Consider the following 17,203-nt stretch of genomic DNA (forward strand, 5'->3'; position numbering starts at 1 on the left):
ATGAAAGATTTATCCGATGAATGCTCAACCCGACTGGCAGAGCCATTTCGGTTCCGGTTTTGAAGATGGCGGCATTGCCGTCGATGGCGCTACCGTGACCTATCGCAACGGCCTGACCGCCTTGCGCGATGCGAGTTTTCGCATCCCGACCGGCACGATTGCCGCTCTTGTCGGCGTCAACGGGTCGGGCAAATCAACCTTGTTCAAGGCGATCATGGGCTTTGTGCGTGTTGCGCGCGGTTCGATCCAAGTGCTGGGCATGACGGTTGAGGAAGCCTTGCGCAAGAACCTCGTCGCCTATGTGCCGCAATCGGAAGAGGTGGACTGGAATTTTCCGGTTCTGGTCGAGGATGTGGTGATGATGGGCCGCTATGGGCATATGGGCATGATGCGGATACCGAAGGCTGCCGATCATGAAGCGGTGGCCAATGCGCTAGCCCGCGTGAATATGAGCGAGTTTCGCAAGCGCCAGATCGGGGAGCTGTCCGGTGGACAGAAGAAGCGCGTTTTCCTTGCCCGTGCGCTGGCGCAGGACGGTCGCGTCATCCTTCTTGATGAGCCGTTTACGGGCGTCGATGTGAAGACCGAAGAGCAGATCATCACGCTGTTGCGCGAACTGCGCGACGAAGGTCGCGTGATGTTGGTTTCAACGCACAATTTGGGTTCCGTGCCGGAGTTCTGTGACCGCACGATCCTGATCAAAGGCACGGTGCTGGCCTATGGGCTGACGTCGGACACATTCACGCAGACTAATCTGGAAAAGACCTTTGGTGGCGTTCTGCGTCATTTCGTTTTGAACGAAGCGCAAGGCGGAGCTTCTGCCTCCATTGGCGTGATTACCGACGATGAACGCCCGCTGATCCTTCAGGGTGGCAAGGCAGCCATTCGCAATACGGGCGATGGAGAAGGAGGGCGGGAATGATGGAAACGCTTCTCCAGCCATTTACTTATGGCTACATGCTTGATGCCATGTGGGTGTCGGCGCTGGTCGGTGGCGTCTGCGCTTTCCTGTCCTGCTATCTGATGCTCAAGGGCTGGTCGCTGATCGGCGACGCCTTGTCCCATTCCATCGTTCCCGGTGTTGCCGGAGCCTATATGCTGGGACTGCCGTTTTCCATCGGCGCGTTCTTTTCGGGTGGGATGGCGGCGGCGGCCATGCTGTTCCTGAACCAGCGGACGAAGCTGAAGGAAGACGCTATTATCGGCCTGATCTTCTCAGGCTTCTTCGGATTGGGCCTGTTCATGGTGTCGATCTCGCCCACCTCGGTGAATATCCAGACTATCGTGCTCGGTAACATCTTGGCGATTACCCCGGGCGATAAGCTGCAGCTCGGCATCATCGGTTTCGTGTCGCTCGCCATTCTGCTCGTTAAATGGAAAGACCTCATGGTCACATTCTTCGATGAAAGCCATGCGCGTTCGATTGGCCTCAATCCGACAGCGTTGAAGATTATGTTCTTCACGCTTCTTTCTGCATCAACGGTTGCGGCGCTCCAGACGGTTGGCGCTTTCCTCGTCATCTGTATGGTGGTGACACCGGGTGCGACGGCCTATCTGCTGACAGATCGCTTTCCGCGACTGCTGGTCATCGCCGTAATAATCGGTGCTGCCACAAGTTTTGTCGGGGCCTATGCAAGCTACTTTCTCGACGGCGCAACGGGCGGCATCATTGTCGTGTTGCAGACGGCGATTTTCCTGAGCGCATTCTTCTTCGCGCCGAAGCATGGCATGATTGCCAGCCGACGCCGCGCCGCTGAGACACAGGCGCTGGAGGCATCGCAATGAGCAGCATCGAAACGCTTCTTTCGCCATTCGAATTTCCGTTCATGGTCAATGCGCTGGTGATTTCGGTCACGGTGGCAATCCCCATGGCGCTACTGTCCTGCTTTCTGGTTCTCAAGGGCTGGTCGTTGATGGGCGATGCAATCAGTCACGCAGTGTTTCCCGGCGTGGTGATCGCCTATGTCGTGGGTTTTCCCTATGCCGTGGGAGCCTTCGTCGCGGGCATGTTCTGCGCCATCGCGACCGGCTTTCTGAAAGATAACAGCCGCATCAAGCAGGATACGGTCATGGGCGTGGTGTTTTCCGGCATGTTCGGGCTGGGGCTGGTGCTCTATGTCAAAGTAAGGCCGGACGTCCATCTCGACCACATTCTGTTTGGCGATATGCTCGGTGTTTCGTGGTTCGATATCGGACAGGCAGCGCTTATCGCGGTCCTCACCGTGGCAATCATCGGCGTCAAATGGAAAGACTTCCTTTTGCATGCCTTCGATCCCGCGCAAGCGAGGGCCGTTGGTCTTCGGGTCAACTTCCTGCATTACGGGCTGCTCAGCCTCATCTCGCTGACAATTGTGGGCGCGTTGCAGGCCGTTGGTATCATCCTCGCCATTGCCATGCTGATCGCGCCGGGTGCCATTGCGTTTCTCCTGACGCGCAAGTTCAGCACCATGCTGTTGCTGTCTGCTGTTATCGCGGCGTTTGGTTCGTTCGCAGGCGTTTATCTGTCGTTCTTCATTGACAGCGCGCCAGCTCCGACGATTGTTCTTTTGCTTTCAATAACCTTCGCTGCGGCCTTCATTTATGCCACGCGCAAGGCGGCCCGGATCGAGGCTTCGGAGATGGCATGAGCGTAAGGGCTTCTTCGAATCTCCCAATTTCTGCATAGTGGCGAGATGAAGAAAGAAGCAACGGCATTGACGATCTATCTGAAGCGCGGATTATCCACTGTTGCCATGATGCTCGTGGCGGTGATGTGCAGTCCAGTTCAGGCTCAGGAAACGGACAAACCCGGCATCTGCGAGGCGGATAGTTTCGAGAATACGAAATATATCATCTGCAAGCCTGATAACGGCGTCGCCGGGCTGAGGCTGTTCTGGAAAGGGGCTGATAGCGAGCCCTATCGGACATTCTCGAGCGTTGCCAAGGCCGTCAGCGATGAAGGCCACACACTGGTTTTCGCGATGAATGCCGGAATGTACGGACCTGATTTTTCGCCCATCGGCCTTTATGTCGAGAACGAGCAGGAGCTGCGTCCTGCCAACAGACAAAAAGGTGAAAGCGCAGGTGGTCCTGTGCCGAATTTCTACAAAATGCCGAACGGAGTTTTCTTCTGGGATGACAAGGCTGCGGGAGTTCTCCCCACCGATACGTTTTTAAAACGCAGGTCGAAGGTCAGCTTCGCGACCCAGTCCGGGCCCATGCTGGTTATCCGCAACAAATTGCACCCGGCCTTTATCGTCGGCTCGACGGATCGCACGCGCCGCAGCGGCGTCGGCGTTTGCGAGAATGGTGCTGTCCGTTTTGCGATCAGTGAAGACCCGGTGAATTTCCATGATTTCGCGCGCATGTTTCGCGATCATCTGAAGTGCCCGAATGCCCTGTTTCTCGATGGCGGAAACGGCACCGGCATTTACAGCCCGGAACTGGGCCGAAACGACATATCCTGGCACGGTGGTTTCGGCCCGATTGTCGGCTTCGTGGAATAGGGTTGGCCGCGCGCTAGCTGTCGCTAGGCGTCTCGATGAGTTCCATGGCAAGCGCCCGTGCCGTGTCGGAAATGTCTGGATTGAAGACCAGCCAATAGCCGTTGTCGCTGGTCAGAGATATGTCGCAGGCATGAACAAGCTGCCCGCGCCGCACTGCGCCGTCGATCAGCCCTGACCAGCCGAGCGCAACACCCTGATCGGCAATCGCAGCTTCGATCACCAGATTATAGGTGTTGAACACGAGGCCATAATTGCCGTCTACGATTTCCTCGCCGATGGCATGCAGCCATGATTGCCACGTGAACCAGCGGTCGCCCTGCAACGTGTCGAGATGCAAGAGTGACGCTGCGCCAAGCCCCTTGCCGTTGGGAAAGCCATCGCTTTTTTCGAGATAGGCGGGCGAGCAGACAGGCACGACCTTTTCGCCGATGAAGGGGACGGAGCCTTTGGGAAAATCATTCCGCCCGCCAAACAGGATTGCGATGTCTGCTTCACGATAGTCGAGGGGCTGGAGCATGGAGGATGCTGTGATGCGCACGTCGACCTCGGGGTGTTTCGGTCTGAACTGCGCCACGCGCGGCATCAACCAGAAAGTGGCAAAGCCATAATCCGTTGCAATCCGCAAACCGGGTGAGCGCTGCCTGCGACGGATCTGCTGCACCGCGTCCTCGATTCCGTCCAGACCAGCCCGCACAGCCGCATAGAGAATCCGCCCATCCGGCAGAATTTCGACGCCACGCGCCCGCCTGGCAAACAGGGTGACGCCCAAACGGTCTTCCATGCGTTTTATTTGATAGCTGACGGCAGGTTGCGTCATGCCGAGTTCACGCGCTGCGAGGGTCAGATTTTCCAACCGCCCGACCGCTTCGAAAACGCCAAGGCTGCCAAGATCCCAGGAAGGAGAAACCATAAATAGCCTTTATATCTTCGATAAAAAATGAATGGGTTTTTCCTTAGCGTAAATGGTGTTTTCCTGAAAGTCGAAATGCAAGCCATAACGGCTTTTGATTGTACGAGATGCGGAATGCATCCATCAACGAGGGGTCTCCGATGCGTTATTTGAAAATGACTGCACTGGCGTTTGCGGCGTTCACGGGGCTGGCGGGAACGGCTTATGCTGCCGATCCGGCTGCATGCGAAACAATCCGCCTGTCCGATCCGGGCTGGACCGATATTACCTCGACTAATTCCATCGCAAGCGTGTTGCTGACCGGTCTTGGCTATAAGCCCGACGTGAAGACAATGTCTGTGCCGATTGGCTATGAAGCCCTGAAGACTGGCAATCTTGATGTATTCCTTGGCAACTGGATGCCCGCACAGCAGAAATTCCGCGATGATCTCGACAAGGCCAAAGCCGCCGAAGTGATTGTCAAGAATCTGGAAGGCGCGAAATTCACGCTCGCAGTGCCGGATTATGTCGCGAGTGAAGGCATCAAGGATTTTGCCGATCTTGCCGCTCACGGCGATAAATTCGGCAAGGAGATTTACGGTATTGAGCCGGGTGCTCCGGCCAACCAGAATATCCAGAAGATCATCGAAGACCCGAAATTCAAGCTCAACGGCTGGAAGATCGTGGAATCCAGCGAGCAGGCCATGCTGGCGCAGGTGGACCGCAAGAACAAGGACAAGGGCTGGGTGGTGTTTCTCGCCTGGGCTCCGCATCCTATGAACACCAAGCTGAAGATTGAATATCTGTCTGGTGGGGATGATTATTTCGGCCCTGACTTTGGCGGTGCTGAAGTCTACACGCTCGCCCGCACCGGCTGGTCGGCGAACTGCCCGAATGCTGCAACCTTCTTCAAGAACCTCACCTTCACCGTGGATATTGAAAACGAGTTGATGGGTAAGATTCTGGACGAGGGCGCGGAAGGTCCGGCGGCTGCGAAGGAATGGCTGAAAGCCCATCCTGAACAGATCGACAAGTGGCTCACGGGTGTGACCACGCTGAAAGGCGAACCCGGCGCTGCCGCTGTCAAGGCAAGTCTCGGTCTCTGATCGCCAGACGTAAAGATTGCAAGGCGGGCATTTCGATGCCCGCCGTTTCGCGTTTCACTTATGCCAAATGGTTCCGCACAGATGAAAAAGCCGAATATCCTCATTCTCATGGTCGACCAGTTGAACGGGACGTTTTTCCCGAATGGTCCCGCAGATTTTTTGCATGTTCCGCATTTGCGCAAGCTTGCAGAGCGGTCCACCCGTTTTGCCAATTGCTATACGGCGAGCCCGCTTTGCGCCCCGGCGCGTGCTTCTCTGATGTCGGGTCAGCTGCCGTTTCGCACCGGCGTTTATGATAATGCAGCCGAATTTTCGTCCGAGATACCAACCTATGCGCACCACTTGCGCAATGCCGGTTATCAGACAGCGCTTTCCGGCAAGATGCATTTTGTCGGTCCCGATCAGCTGCACGGCTTCGAGCAGCGTCTGACGACGGATATCTATCCTGCCGATTTTGGTTGGACGCCGGATTATCGCAAGCCGGGGGAGCGCATCGACTGGTGGTATCACAATCTGGGTTCCATCACCGGGGCCGGTTCTGCGGAAATTACCAACCAACTCGAATATGATGACGAAGTCGCCTATCAGGCCGAAGCGAAGCTCTACGATCTGGCGCGAGGCCATGACGAGCGTCCGTGGTGCCTGACCGTCAGCTTTACCCATCCGCATGATCCTTACGTGGCGCGCAAGCGTTTCTTTGATCTTTATGCGGATATTCCGGAACTTGACCCGAAGATCGGACCGCTGCCGGAAAGCGAAATCGATCCGCATAGCGAGCGGTTGCTTCGCGCTTCCAAAGCTGAGGATTACGAACTGACCCGCGCGCAGATCAGAACGGCGCGGCAGGCCTATTTCGCCAATATTACCTATGTCGATGAGAAAATCGGCGGCCTCTTGGACGTGATCGAGCGTTGCAACATGGCAGACGATACGATTGTCATCTTCACCTCCGACCACGGCGACATGCTGGGTGAACGCGGCATGTGGTTCAAGATGAGTTTCTTCGAAGGTTCCGCACGCGTGCCGCTGATGATCGCTGCGCCACAAATGCCGGTGGGCCTGATCGATACGCCCGCCTCAACGCTGGACGTGTTGCCGACACTGGCCGATCTGGCAGGGATCGATCTCAACGGCATCATGCCGTGGACGGATGGCGTCTCATTGCTGGAGGTTGCGGCCGGCACGAAGGAACGCGGTGCGGTGCCATGCGAATATGCGGCTGAAGGCACGGTTGCGCCGATGGTTTCGTTGCGTGACGGACAATGGAAGATCAATCTTTGCCGTGTCGACCCACCGCAATTGTTCAATCTCGCGGATGATCCAGATGAGTTGAACAATCTGGCGGCAAGGTCCGAGCATCGCGTGATACTTGAACAACTGATGGTAAAGGCGCTGGGGCGCTGGAACCTCGATCTCTTCGATGCGCATGTTCGCGCCAGTCAGGCCCGCCGCCATGTGGTCTATCCGGCCTTGCGCAACGGGGCATATTATCCGTGGGATTATCAGCCGCTGCAAAAGGCGTCAGAACGCTATATGCGAAACCACATGGACCTGAATGTGCTGGAGGACAACCAGCGTTTTCCACGCACGTAAGATGCGCGCTATGAAAGCGCCAGCAACGTGTCAGCGGCGTCACCATCGATGATGAGGCCGTTGACGATGCCGCTTTTCAGAAGCGCCTTCGCTGCCGCCGCTTTCTCTTGCCCAGCGATGAGCAGCACGACCTGAACCTTCTTTAGCTCGGCAAAGCTGAGTGCGATGGTGCGCTGGTTCATCTCGTGCTCGACCTGCTGCCCGTCCTTGTCGAAGAAAATGCCGTTGGTGTCGCCGATTGCACCGGCGGCACGCAGGCTTTCCAGCTCGGATTTGCTGAGCATGTTCTGGCGGCGCAACAGGGAATCCTCCGTCAACTCGCCAGCGCTGATGAAGCAAACAGAAGCTGTGCGGGCAATCTCCAGCGCACGCGCCACAGAGCGCTGCGAAATGAGCACTTTTCGGTCTTCTGCGGAATCAGCGATGAACGGAACCGGCAGGAAAAAGCCTTGCCCGCCCGTCCGCCGCGCCAGCATGTGCACAACTTCAAATGGATTATAGGCGGAGTTTGCGGTCAGCGACCCCATGACGGAGATGAAGCGAGCCTGCGGTGCGCGTACACCCGCAAGTTGTAATGTCATCTGTTCGATGGTTCTGCCCCAGCCAGTGCCGATGGTGGCTTCCTCATTGTCGGCCAGAAAGCTTTTCAGATAGGTGGCGGCGGCAACACCCACGGCACGGAATGAAACCTGCTTGCGGATTTCAGACGCCGTATCTTCATCGGCATGAAAGCCAAATGGTGGTGTTGAAATACAAAAATCCAATCCATGGCGGCGCATCAGCTCGTTTTCAACGGGAAATGTGCCTGCGTTCTGGTGGTCGATGGAGATGCTGACAAGGCCGCTCTCGCGGGCTTCGCCCAGTATTTTGTTCACGCGCGCCCGGGTCAGGCCTAGTCGGGATGCGGTCGCCTCCTGGTTGAATCCGCCAACGTAATAGAGCCACGCCACGCGCACCATGAGGCTGTCTTCGGATTCACTCATCTGTCCCTCGCTCAATTTCTGCACGGCAAATTACAAATGTATTTCTATTTGACATTTGTAATTTGCCGACGCTTAATACCAATCGTTCCGGCGGACAAGAGCGCGAAAGAGCGGGCAGGTCAATCGGAATGGAACCTGAAGCACAGGCAGCCGAATGGCGTTTCTGGAGGAGCAGAGACCGACATTCGCCGGTGCCTCGGGTGTGGAGGAGTGCGGAAGGCGATAGCGCCATCCGTAACAGGCACTGATCAGCTCGAACTGAACTGCATGTGTGCCGGGAAACAGCAATTCAAAGCCAGTTGTGGAGCCAACCACATGGCTAGTGGGAGGAAAAAATGGGTTCGGGACTTTTCAGGAAAACCATGGCTGTCGCAGCTCTGGCCATGCTTATGGGCACGGCAAGCGCGTCGGCCACCAATGTGGCCTGGGTGCATTCCAATGCCGCGGCGCAGTCCGAGCAGCGTGCAAAAGCCGGCTTTGATGCCTGGCTCAAGGAAACCAACAAGGATTGGAGCATCAGCGTTCTGGATAGCGGCGGCTCGGGCGAACGCACGGCGTCGAACATTCAGGATGCCGCGTCGCGCGGTGTAGACGCGATCATCGTCAGCATGTCGGATCTGCGCGCCTCGCGTGCCGCCATTGATTCCGCTGTTGCGGCCAAAATCCCGGTTTTTGCTATCGATAGCGGTCAGGTTGACGGCGTTGTGGTCGATGTCACCACCAATAACTGGGCAATGTCGGCTGATGTGTCGCCATATTTGCTCAATGAAATGGGCGGCAAGGGCAATCTGATCTTCCTGCGCATGGCAGAGCACCACGGCACCCGCAAGCGCGGCGATGTGATGGAAACCGTGCTGAAGGAATATCCGGAAGTGAAGGTCATTGCCGAGCACAATATCGATTACACGGCTTTCTTCGAAGACACGACCAAGACCATGCAGGACTATGCATCGCGCTTTGGCGAAGACATCAATGCCGTCTGGGCGCCGTGGGATGAGCCTGCACAGGCAGCCATCAATGCGCTGAACGCTGCCGGATTGAAGAATGTCAAAGTCATTGGCATCGATGGCCATCCGCAGGCGATCGAAGAAGTCTGCAAGCCTGACAGCCTGATGATCGCAACGGTTTCGCAGCCATTCGAAAAGATGGGCGCACAGACTGGCGAATGGATCGAGAGCATCGTGATCAAGAAGGAAGATGCCGCAAAGGTCATTCCGTCGAAGACCGTTTATCTCGATGCGCCGCTTGTCACCAAGCAGAACTGCAAGGACTTTCTCCCGAAGAAGTAGGCAAGCCCCCAAAGTTGCCTGCATCTGGCCGGAGCGTGAACGTTCCGCGTTCCGGCCCCTTTAGAGTAGATTGAATTCATGGGAGTTCTCCGATGGCGGTAAGCCTGTCGCAGATCGTTATGTCCTATCCCGGAACGCTGGCGTTGGATCAGGTGAGCGCTGAGTTTCGGTTTGATGAGGTGCATGGACTGATCGGAGAAAACGGCGCTGGAAAGACCACTCTGGTCAGTATTCTTGGCGGCAGCAAAAGCCCGACTTCGGGCACAATCACCATTGATGGCACCGAGGTGAAGCTTGCAAGTGCCGGTGATGCACTGCGCAAGGGTATCGCGCATGTGTCGCAGGAAGGCAGTCTCGTTCCCGGACTGACTGGCGCGCAGAATATTCTGCTGGGCGACGAGCCTCGCATGGGCCTTGGCGTTATTGACAAGCGCAAGCTGCTGTCGCGCGCCAATGACTTGCTCAAGCGCTGGTTCCCGCAAGTTTCCATCGACCTCGACGAGCAGGTCGATATGCTGCCTATGGCAGATCAGAAGATCATCGAAATTGTCCGCGCACTGCGTGGCAATGTTCGTTTGCTCATCCTCGATGAACCCACGGCAACGTTGCCTGCACGCGAAAAAGAGAGCCTTTGGGAGATCATTAAGACCTTGCCGCAGCAAGGCGTCGGGATCGTCTTGATCAGCCATTTCCTTTCTGAAATCAAGGCATTGAGCGATAGAATTACAGTTCTGCGCGATGGTCGTCACATTGCGACGCTTCAGGCTACGGAAGCGACCGAAGCCGGGTTGATCGATATGATGCTGCAACGCTCGGGCGGCAAGATGGCGATGGCGCAGGAGACCAGTCAAAACCGCAGTTTCGGTCCTGTGGTGCTGGAAGTCAGCGATTGGCATGCCGGTGGTCTGCACGTTGACAAATTTTCCATCCGTGCGGGTGAGATCGTCGGGCTGATTGGCTTGACTGGCGCTGGCCATTTTGGGTTTGCACGTTCGCTTTATGCGACGAGCGGCGTCACCAGCGGCACCTGCCATTTTCAGGGTGAAACGATTACCCGGATCGATGCGCGCACCATGCAGAAAAAGGGTGTTGCGCTGGTTCCCGATCACCGCATGGAATATTCGCTGATCGGCGATTGGGATGTGCGTGAAAACCTTGCCATGGTGCATCCGTCCTTTGCGGCCTTGGGCGGCACAGGCGTGCTGTCGATGCGCCGTGAAGCGCAGGAAGCCGACCGCACCATGCAGCTTTTGAATGTGAAAGCGCATTCGCGCAATCAGTTCGTGAAGGATCTGAGCGGCGGCAACAAGCAGAAGGTGTCGATCGGCAAGTGGCTTTACGGTGCAGACGACCACTACCGGCTGATGATTTTCATCGAGCCGACGGAGGGTGTCGATATCGGCGCGAAGCGTGAAATTCACACACAGATGCGCAGGCTCGCCGACAAGGGCGTGGCCATTCTGGTCACTTCGTCCGACCTTCTGGAAATTGCTGACGTGGCAGACCGCGTCATCCCCTTTGTGAATGGCTCTCCGGGCGCGGAAATTCCGCGTGAGGCCTTTTCCGAAGCGAAGTTTATTGCCGCAATGGCAGGAGTCATCCAATGAATACACAGAACCCCGCCGTTGCCCCGCAATCGTCGCGTCATGCACAGAGCTTCGGCAAGAAGCTCAAGGGCGAATGGCTGCTGAAATATTCGACGCTCTTCGTGTTGCTCCTGCTGTTCGTGGGCTTTTCGCTGACGGTGGACCGCTTTCTGACAGCCAATAATCTGCTCAACATCCTCCAGCAGATTGCGATGCTCACCATCGTTGGCGCTGGCCTGACCTTTGGCTTTGCCGCGCGCGAAATGGACCTTTCGGTCGGCTATATGGTCGGCATGGCGGGTATTTTGGTGCCGCTGCTGCTGGTTGCGGGCACGCCACTGCCATTGGCCTTGCTGGCTGGATTGGGGGCAGGGTTTGTCGTGGGGGCCGTCAATTCGGCGCTTGTCACACTTGTCGGCGTACCTTCGTTGATTGCGACGCTTGCTATCGGCTCCATTCTGTATGGCATCAACTTTCTGATGACCGGCGGACGGGCGATTTATGGTGGCCTTCCGGCCAGCTATCTCTGGCTGGGACAGGGACAGCTTTTCGGTATTCCCGTGCTTGCCTACGCAATGGTCATCGTCGTGTTTGTCGCCTGGTTCATCATGGAGCGCACCGTCTTCGGTCGCTACATCTACGCTGTCGGGGGCAATCTCAAGGCTGCGGAACTGTCGGGCGTCAATGGCCGCTTCTATCGTGCGGCTGCGCTGATCGTGTGTTCTATCTTTGCAGCGGTCGCGGGTGCGCTTCTGGCGGCGCGTCTCGGCTCCGGCCAGCCCAATGCCGGTGAGCGCTATCTCCTCGACGGTTTAGCCACGGTTTTCATCGGCATGACCATGTTCCGTCCCGGCACGGCAACGGTTGCCGGAACTTTCTTCGGGGCGCTGTTCATCGGCGTCATCAATAACGGCCTCAATCTGATTGGCATGGACACCTACATCCAGAGCATCGTGAAAGGCCTCATCATTCTCGTCGCGGTCGCGGTTGTTTCGCGCACCACCAAACTAAAGCTCCTGTGAGGGCACTGAACCGGACATCATGAAAAATTTGCAACAGACAGGTCTGTCGGAGGCGCACGTGCAAAATCCGAGTAATTCCAATCTTCTCGAACTCTATAGAACGATGCGTCGCATCCGCACTTTCGAAGAACGCGTCGGCGAACTCTTCGTGCGCGGCCAGACGGCAGGTTCGATGCTTCACCTTTCCATCGGTGAAGAAGGCGCTGCCGCCGGCGTATGTGCTGCCATGCAGCCGCAGGACACCTTCACGACCCATCATCGCGGCCATGGCATCTTTCTGGCGCGCGGCGCTGATCCCAGGCAGATGATGGCCGAAATCGGCGGCAAGGAAACCGGCTATTGCCACGGCAAGGGCGGTTCCATGCACATTGCCGACATGGCGCTCGGTCATCTGGGTGCCAATGCCATCGTCGGTGGCGGTATTCCCGCCGTCGTTGGTGCGGGACTGTCGAGCAAATATCTGAAGAAGAATTCCGTTTCGCTCGCTTTCTTTGGCGACGGCGCGATGCAGCAGGGTATTCTCTATGAGAGCATGAACATGGCGGCCCTGTGGGGTTTGCCGGTGGTGTTCGTTTGCATCAACAATCAGTACGGCATGGGAACGCGGGTCGATCAGGCCACCGCCAACACGGCTTTCGATCAGCGCGCGCACGCGTTTGGCCTCAATGGGGCTGTTGTCGATGGCATCGATGTCGAGGAAGTCAAGAACGCTGCTCAAGGGTTGATCGACGATGCGCGGCTCGGCAAGCCGGGCTTCCTGTCGGTCACCTGTTACCGGTTCTTCGGTCATGCGCGCATGGACAAGAGCCCGTATCGCGCAGAGGCAGAGGAACTTGAAGGACGCAAGAAGGATCCGGTGAAGTTCACCCGCGATCGGCTTGTTTCGTCCGGTCTGGCGCAGGAAGCTGCACTCGACGCCATGGATGGCGACATTACGGCTGAGATGGACGCCACCATCGACTTCACCGTCGAGTCCAAGGCGCCGCCGCTCACATCCATGTTCAAGGATGTTTACGCGGTGGGCGAACCAGAGCCCGAACCCGTTCGCACCCGTATCGACCGCGTACTTTCCAAGGATGAAGCATAATGGTTGCCATGACTTACCGCGACGCGCTGCGCAAAGCGCTGGATGACGCCATGGCGGAAGACAACACCATCGTCGTGATCGGCGAAGAGGTGGGGCGCTATGGTGGCGCTTATGGTGTCACGAAGGATCTCATTGGCAAATATGGCCCCGAACGCCTGATCGACACGCCGATCTCCGAACCGGCCATTGTCGGTGCTGCTGTCGGGGCTGCCATGACCGGGCTGCGTCCGGTTGCCGAGCTGATGTATATCGACTTTCTCGGCATGACGATGGACCAGCTTGCCAATCAAGCAGCCAAGATCCGCTATATGTTCGGCGGCCAGATCGGCGTGCCGATGGTTCTGCGCACGCAGGGCGGCACCGGACGTTCCGCTGGTGCCCAGCACTCGCAGAGCCTTGAAGCTTGGATCATGCATACGCCGGGTCTGCGCCTCGCCATGCCTGCCACAGTGCAGGACGCTTACCATCTGCTGCGCCAGAGCCTGACGAAGCCCGACCCTGTGGTCTTCATCGAGCACAAGGCGCTCTACACCCGCAAGGAAGAGGTTGATCTCGACGCCGAGCCGCTCGCATGGGGCAAGGCCGCTGTACGCCGTACAGGCAAGGACCTCGTCATCGTCACCTATTCGCGCCAGCTGCATTACGCACTCGACGCCGCCGAGAAGCTGTCCGCCAAGGGCATCGAAGCGACGGTCATCGACCTGCGCACGCTCAATCCACTGGATTTCGACACCGTGCGCGAACATGTCGAACGCGTCGGCAAGGCGATGGTTGTCTCGGAAGGCGTGATGACTGCCGGTGTTGCGGCAGAGCTTGCCGCTCGCATTACAGAGGAATGCTTCGACTACCTCGAACAGCCGGTGGTGCGTGTTGCCGGTGAGGACATTCCGATTTCAGTTTCGCAGGAGCTTGAGACCGGCAGCGTTCCGACGACCGATTTCATCCGCTCCGTTGCCGAGAGAATGTTGTCATGAGTGAACGGATTTTGAAAATGCCGCGCCTTGGCGAGACGATGGAGGAGGGCAAGATTGTCGGCTTCCTCGTCAAGCCGGGTGACAGTTTCAAGCGCGGGGATTCGATCATTGAAATCGAAACCGACAAGACCGTAGCCGAGTTTCCGGCCTTGGGTGACGGCACACTCAATGAGTGGATCGGCGCTATCGGCGATCATGTGGTTGTTGGCGCGCCTCTGGCTCGCATCGACATTGGCACTGGACCCGATTGGACCAGCGACGGTGACGATGAAGCGCCGGACGCCCAAGCGGCGATCGCTCAAGACGTTGAAGCAGTTCAGGAGGCTGTGGAAGCTTCCGTTGCCAAACCTGCGGCTTCGCCAAACAGCGGCGAGCGTGTTCGCGCGACGCCGCTTGCTCGCAAGGTTGCTCGCCAGAATGGCATCGACATCAATTCGCTTTCGGGCAGCGGGCGTCGGGGACGGATCGAGAAGGAAGACGTGCTTGCGGCTTCCAGCGGTTCGAAATCCAATAGTGCTGTGCATTTCGCCGATCTTGCAAATGGCCGTGTCGCCTATCTGGATCAGGGGCCGAAGAACGGTCGTACAATCCTCTTGCTGCACGGTTTTTCTGGCGACCGGACGACCTGGAGCGGCATTGCAGCGGGTCTGCGGCGCGCGAATTGCCGCGTTATCGTGCCTGATCTGCCTGCCCACGGACTGACGACAATCGATGTTGCGGACGCGGCTGAACTCAGCACCTTCCTGCCCGCGTTCCTTGATGCTCTGGGAATTGCCGGGGTTGATGTCGTTGCGCATTCTCTTGGTGCCGTCGCGGCGACCAAATTTGCGGATGTTCATCCAGACCGTGTTTCAAGCCTGACACTTATTGCACCTGCTGGACTTGGCTCTGAAGTCGATGCCGGATTTATCTCCGGCATGGCCAATGCAACGACGGCAGGCGAAGTCAGCCATCTGTTGCGTCGTATTGCGGCCAAGCCCGTCGAGCTTTCGCCGGAACTGGCGGCGGAGTTTGCGAAAACCATGGCCAAGGGGCGTCTCAAGGCGCTTTCCGCAGCGATTGTCGGTCCTTCGGGGCAAACCTCCGACATCGTTCCGGCGCTGGAAAGGCTTTCTCGGGCAAAGCCGGTTCGCGTTCTCGTCGGTCTGCTGGATCGCATCATTCCTTGGCAACAGGCGACTGCATTACCATCGTCCATTGCTGTGCATTTCCTCGGCCAGTCCGGCCATATGCCGCAATGGGACCAGTCCAAAGAAGTGCTTGATCTGATTATAAATGCCACGGGAGGCTCCCATGACTGACGATGTCAGGCTTCGTCTGAAAGAAGCACAAGCACGGCTTGGTGCATTTGCAAAATCTGCACCCGAACTGATGACGGGCTTTGCCAAGGTCAGCAAGACCGCAACGGCGGCGGGTGCGTTTTCTTCGGCGCAGCGCGAACTGATTGCGGTCGGCATTGCCGTGGTGAAGGGGTGCGAAGACTGCATCCTTTACCACGTGGACGCAGCAATCCGGCACGGCGCAACCGAAAAGGAACTGATCGAGGCGCTTGAAGTCGCCGTTGAAATGGGTGGCGGCCCGGCAGTCATGTATGCGGGCAAGGCGCTGGAAGCATTTCGCGGCCTGAGTTGAACTATGCGCGATGAGGCATGCGAAGACTGGAGGAGTTTTCGCAGCCGCCTCGGGAGGAATTGAATGACTTATTTTCTCACCGCCGACGGAGGAACGGAAAGTATCCGGGCGCGGGTTTACGACTTGTCGGGCACTTGCCTTGCAAGCGCGGCAGTTCCCTATGAGACGAAGTTTTCCAGTGGCGCGCGTGCGGAGCAAAGTCCGGAAGACTGGTGGTCATGCTTCGTCCAGGCCGCACGTAAGGCGATAGCGGAATCGGCTGTCGACCCATCGGCAATAGAAGCGATCACGCTGGCGACGACCAGTTGCACTGTCGTGGCTCTGGATGCCGACGGCAAGCCGCTGCGTCCGTCGATCATCTGGATGGATGTTCGCGCAAGTGCCGAGGCGGATGCCGTACTTGCCACCGGCGATCAGGCCTTGCAGGCCAATGGCGGTGGGCGAGGGCCGGTCTCAGCGGAATGGATGATCCCGAAGGCGCTGTGGATCGCGCGCAATGAGCCGGAGATCTTCGAAAAGGCAGATATAATCTGCGAATATCAGGATTTCATGACCCTGCGCCTGACCGGTGAAAAGGCGGCGAGCCTCAACAATGTTTCGCTTCGCTGGCACTATTCTACGGATCGCGGCGGCTTTCCGGTTACGCTTCTGGAGAAACTTGGCCTCGGCGCTTTGCTGCAGAAATGGCCGTCTCGCGTGGTCGCGCCCGGGGAGGTTATCGGCGGACTTTGCGCATCGGCTGCTTCCGCACTTGGCCTTTCGCAGAGCGTAAAAGTTGTGCAGGGCGGAGCCGACGCACTCATCGGCATGATCGGTCTGGGTGTTGCCAAACCGGGTCAACTTGCGCTGATAACCGGTTCATCTCACTTGCAATTTGGTGTTGCGGACAAGCCTTTGCACGCACCGGGCATTTGGGGTAGCTATCCCAACATGGTCTATCCGGACCGCTATATTATCGAAGGCGGTCAGACTTCTACCGGTTCGATCATCGCATGGCTGGGGCGCATGATGAACGGCACCATGGATATGGATGCGCTGAATGCCAAGGCGGCGGCGCTGGAGCCGGGCGCCGAAGGGCTTCTGGTGCAGGATCATTTTCAGGGCAACCGCACACCCTATACCGATGCCTTGTCTCGCGGCGCAATTGTCGGACTGACGCTGGCGCATGAACCGCATCACATCTTCCGTGCCATCATGGAAGGCATCAGTTTCGGCACGCGTGCCATTCTCGATGCTATGGCCGAGGCCGGTTATCGCGGACAGGAAATCACCGTTGGGGGCGGGGCCAGTGCATCGCCGCTCTGGTTGCAAATCCACGCCGATACGGCTGGGCTGCCGGTCTGCGTGCCGCAATCGCGCGACGCGCCTTCTGTCGGTGCTGCGGTTCTTGCCGCGCACGGGGCTGGCCATTTCGCAAGCATCGATGACGGCATTGCCGCGATGGTGAGGCCGGGCAAGCGCATCGAACCACGCCCGCGCGAGACCGCACTCTACAATGAAATCTATCAGCAATACCGTGCGCTCTATCCGGCGCTGAAGGCGGTTCAGGCTGCCTGA

16 protein-coding genes are annotated in these 17,203 nt (G+C 57.6%); 14 read left to right on the forward strand and 2 right to left on the reverse strand.

The features are described 5' to 3' along the window. Positions 1 to 16: 16 nt before the first annotated feature. From QBD01_RS10180 to QBD01_RS10195, 4 genes are read left to right on the forward strand one after another with little or no spacing between them, the layout of a single operon-like run. Positions 17 to 922 (forward strand): manganese/iron ABC transporter ATP-binding protein, encoded by a 906-nt coding sequence (locus QBD01_RS10180; RefSeq protein ID WP_280992686.1) that lies wholly within the window; start codon positions 17 to 19, stop codon positions 920 to 922. After that, a complete protein-coding gene (locus tag QBD01_RS10185; RefSeq protein WP_280992687.1) occupies positions 919 to 1,785 on the forward strand; it encodes a metal ABC transporter permease in 867 nt (288 codons plus the stop codon). Before QBD01_RS10180 ends, QBD01_RS10185 begins: the two co-directional genes overlap by 4 nt. After that, positions 1,782 to 2,627, forward strand: coding sequence for a metal ABC transporter permease (locus QBD01_RS10190; protein ID WP_280992688.1), 846 nt, complete (start codon positions 1,782 to 1,784; stop codon positions 2,625 to 2,627). The genes QBD01_RS10185 and QBD01_RS10190 overlap by 4 nt, the downstream gene beginning before the upstream one ends. 45 nt (positions 2,628 to 2,672) lie before the next feature. Then, positions 2,673 to 3,485 carry a phosphodiester glycosidase family protein gene (locus QBD01_RS10195; RefSeq protein WP_392391370.1) on the forward strand — a complete coding sequence of 271 codons (813 nt, stop codon included), beginning with the start codon at positions 2,673 to 2,675 and terminating at the stop codon, positions 3,483 to 3,485. Between the two features lie 13 nt (positions 3,486 to 3,498). On the opposite strand, the gene QBD01_RS10200 is transcribed toward QBD01_RS10195, so the two are convergent. Then, on the reverse strand, positions 3,499 to 4,395 hold the full coding sequence (locus tag QBD01_RS10200; protein ID WP_280992689.1) for a LysR substrate-binding domain-containing protein: 897 nt from the start codon (positions 4,393 to 4,395) through the stop codon (positions 3,499 to 3,501). A 155-nt stretch (positions 4,396 to 4,550) separates the two neighbouring features. On the opposite strand from QBD01_RS10200, the gene choX reads away from it, so the two are divergent. Together choX and betC are read left to right on the forward strand one after the other, a co-directional pair. After that, positions 4,551 to 5,480, forward strand: a complete 930-nt coding sequence (choX, locus tag QBD01_RS10205) for a choline ABC transporter substrate-binding protein (protein ID WP_280992871.1) — start codon at positions 4,551 to 4,553, stop codon at positions 5,478 to 5,480. Positions 5,481 to 5,561: 81 nt separating this feature from the next. Continuing rightward, the gene (gene betC, locus QBD01_RS10210; protein WP_280992690.1) at positions 5,562 to 7,073 is read left to right on the forward strand and encodes a choline-sulfatase; all 1,512 of its coding nucleotides are present in this window, start codon (positions 5,562 to 5,564) and stop codon (positions 7,071 to 7,073) included. An 8-nt stretch (positions 7,074 to 7,081) separates the two neighbouring features. Here the strand turns inward: betC and QBD01_RS10215 are convergent, their stop codons facing one another. Continuing rightward, positions 7,082 to 8,056: a sugar-binding domain-containing protein gene (locus QBD01_RS10215; RefSeq protein ID WP_280992691.1), complete on the reverse strand. Its 975-nt coding sequence runs from the start codon at positions 8,054 to 8,056 to the stop codon at positions 7,082 to 7,084. Between the two features lie 335 nt (positions 8,057 to 8,391). Between QBD01_RS10215 and QBD01_RS10220 the strand changes: the two genes are divergently transcribed. The 8 genes from QBD01_RS10220 (at position 8,392) to QBD01_RS10255 (ending at position 17,203) form a co-directional block, all read left to right on the forward strand. Then, entirely contained in the window at positions 8,392 to 9,345 is a 954-nt protein-coding gene (locus tag QBD01_RS10220) for a substrate-binding domain-containing protein (protein WP_280992692.1), read from the forward strand. Positions 9,346 to 9,437: 92 nt separating this feature from the next. Then, a complete protein-coding gene (locus QBD01_RS10225; RefSeq protein ID WP_280992693.1) occupies positions 9,438 to 10,952 on the forward strand; it encodes a sugar ABC transporter ATP-binding protein in 1,515 nt (504 codons plus the stop codon). After that, complete coding sequence (locus QBD01_RS10230; protein ID WP_280992694.1) at positions 10,949 to 11,953, forward strand: ABC transporter permease; 1,005 nt, start codon at positions 10,949 to 10,951, stop codon at positions 11,951 to 11,953. Before QBD01_RS10225 ends, QBD01_RS10230 begins: the two co-directional genes overlap by 4 nt. A 58-nt stretch (positions 11,954 to 12,011) precedes the next feature. After that, positions 12,012 to 13,040, forward strand: coding sequence for a thiamine pyrophosphate-dependent dehydrogenase E1 component subunit alpha (locus tag QBD01_RS10235; RefSeq protein ID WP_113533912.1), 1,029 nt, complete (start codon positions 12,012 to 12,014; stop codon positions 13,038 to 13,040). After that, positions 13,040 to 14,014, forward strand: coding sequence for an alpha-ketoacid dehydrogenase subunit beta (locus QBD01_RS10240; protein WP_171058671.1), 975 nt, complete (start codon positions 13,040 to 13,042; stop codon positions 14,012 to 14,014). The genes QBD01_RS10235 and QBD01_RS10240 overlap by 1 nt, the downstream gene beginning before the upstream one ends. Beyond that, positions 14,011 to 15,315, forward strand: coding sequence for an acetoin dehydrogenase dihydrolipoyllysine-residue acetyltransferase subunit (locus QBD01_RS10245; RefSeq protein ID WP_280992695.1), 1,305 nt, complete (start codon positions 14,011 to 14,013; stop codon positions 15,313 to 15,315). Before QBD01_RS10240 ends, QBD01_RS10245 begins: the two co-directional genes overlap by 4 nt. Next, positions 15,308 to 15,646 (forward strand): carboxymuconolactone decarboxylase family protein, encoded by a 339-nt coding sequence (locus QBD01_RS10250; protein WP_280992696.1) that lies wholly within the window; start codon positions 15,308 to 15,310, stop codon positions 15,644 to 15,646. Before QBD01_RS10245 ends, QBD01_RS10250 begins: the two co-directional genes overlap by 8 nt. A 63-nt stretch (positions 15,647 to 15,709) precedes the next feature. Next, positions 15,710 to 17,203, forward strand: coding sequence for an FGGY-family carbohydrate kinase (locus QBD01_RS10255; RefSeq protein ID WP_280992697.1), 1,494 nt, complete (start codon positions 15,710 to 15,712; stop codon positions 17,201 to 17,203).

Origin of the sequence: Ochrobactrum sp. 19YEA23, from assembly GCF_029909865.1 — a bacterium.
GTDB lineage: Bacteria > Pseudomonadota > Alphaproteobacteria > Rhizobiales > Rhizobiaceae > Brucella > Brucella gambitense.

Excerpts from the sequence above, each read along its gene's own strand:
- QBD01_RS10225 (WP_280992693.1), top strand. The coding sequence starts at position 9,438 with ATGGCGGTAAGCCTGTCGCAGATCGTTATGTCCTATCCCGGAACGCTG.
- QBD01_RS10250 (WP_280992696.1), top strand. The coding sequence starts at position 15,308 with ATGACTGACGATGTCAGGCTTCGTCTGAAAGAAGCACAAGCACGGCTT.
- QBD01_RS10215 (WP_280992691.1), bottom strand. The coding sequence starts at position 8,056 with ATGAGTGAATCCGAAGACAGCCTCATGGTGCGCGTGGCGTGGCTCTAT.
- QBD01_RS10240 (WP_171058671.1), top strand. The coding sequence starts at position 13,040 with ATGGTTGCCATGACTTACCGCGACGCGCTGCGCAAAGCGCTGGATGAC.
- QBD01_RS10230 (WP_280992694.1), top strand. The coding sequence starts at position 10,949 with ATGAATACACAGAACCCCGCCGTTGCCCCGCAATCGTCGCGTCATGCA.
- QBD01_RS10180 (WP_280992686.1), top strand. The coding sequence starts at position 17 with ATGAATGCTCAACCCGACTGGCAGAGCCATTTCGGTTCCGGTTTTGAA.
- QBD01_RS10195 (WP_392391370.1), top strand. The coding sequence starts at position 2,673 with ATGAAGAAAGAAGCAACGGCATTGACGATCTATCTGAAGCGCGGATTA.
- QBD01_RS10190 (WP_280992688.1), top strand. The coding sequence starts at position 1,782 with ATGAGCAGCATCGAAACGCTTCTTTCGCCATTCGAATTTCCGTTCATG.
- choX (WP_280992871.1), top strand. The coding sequence starts at position 4,551 with ATGACTGCACTGGCGTTTGCGGCGTTCACGGGGCTGGCGGGAACGGCT.
- QBD01_RS10220 (WP_280992692.1), top strand. The coding sequence starts at position 8,392 with ATGGGTTCGGGACTTTTCAGGAAAACCATGGCTGTCGCAGCTCTGGCC.
- QBD01_RS10185 (WP_280992687.1), top strand. The coding sequence starts at position 919 with ATGATGGAAACGCTTCTCCAGCCATTTACTTATGGCTACATGCTTGAT.
- QBD01_RS10255 (WP_280992697.1), top strand. The coding sequence starts at position 15,710 with ATGACTTATTTTCTCACCGCCGACGGAGGAACGGAAAGTATCCGGGCG.
- QBD01_RS10245 (WP_280992695.1), top strand. The coding sequence starts at position 14,011 with ATGAGTGAACGGATTTTGAAAATGCCGCGCCTTGGCGAGACGATGGAG.
- QBD01_RS10200 (WP_280992689.1), bottom strand. The coding sequence starts at position 4,395 with ATGGTTTCTCCTTCCTGGGATCTTGGCAGCCTTGGCGTTTTCGAAGCG.
- betC (WP_280992690.1), top strand. The coding sequence starts at position 5,562 with ATGAAAAAGCCGAATATCCTCATTCTCATGGTCGACCAGTTGAACGGG.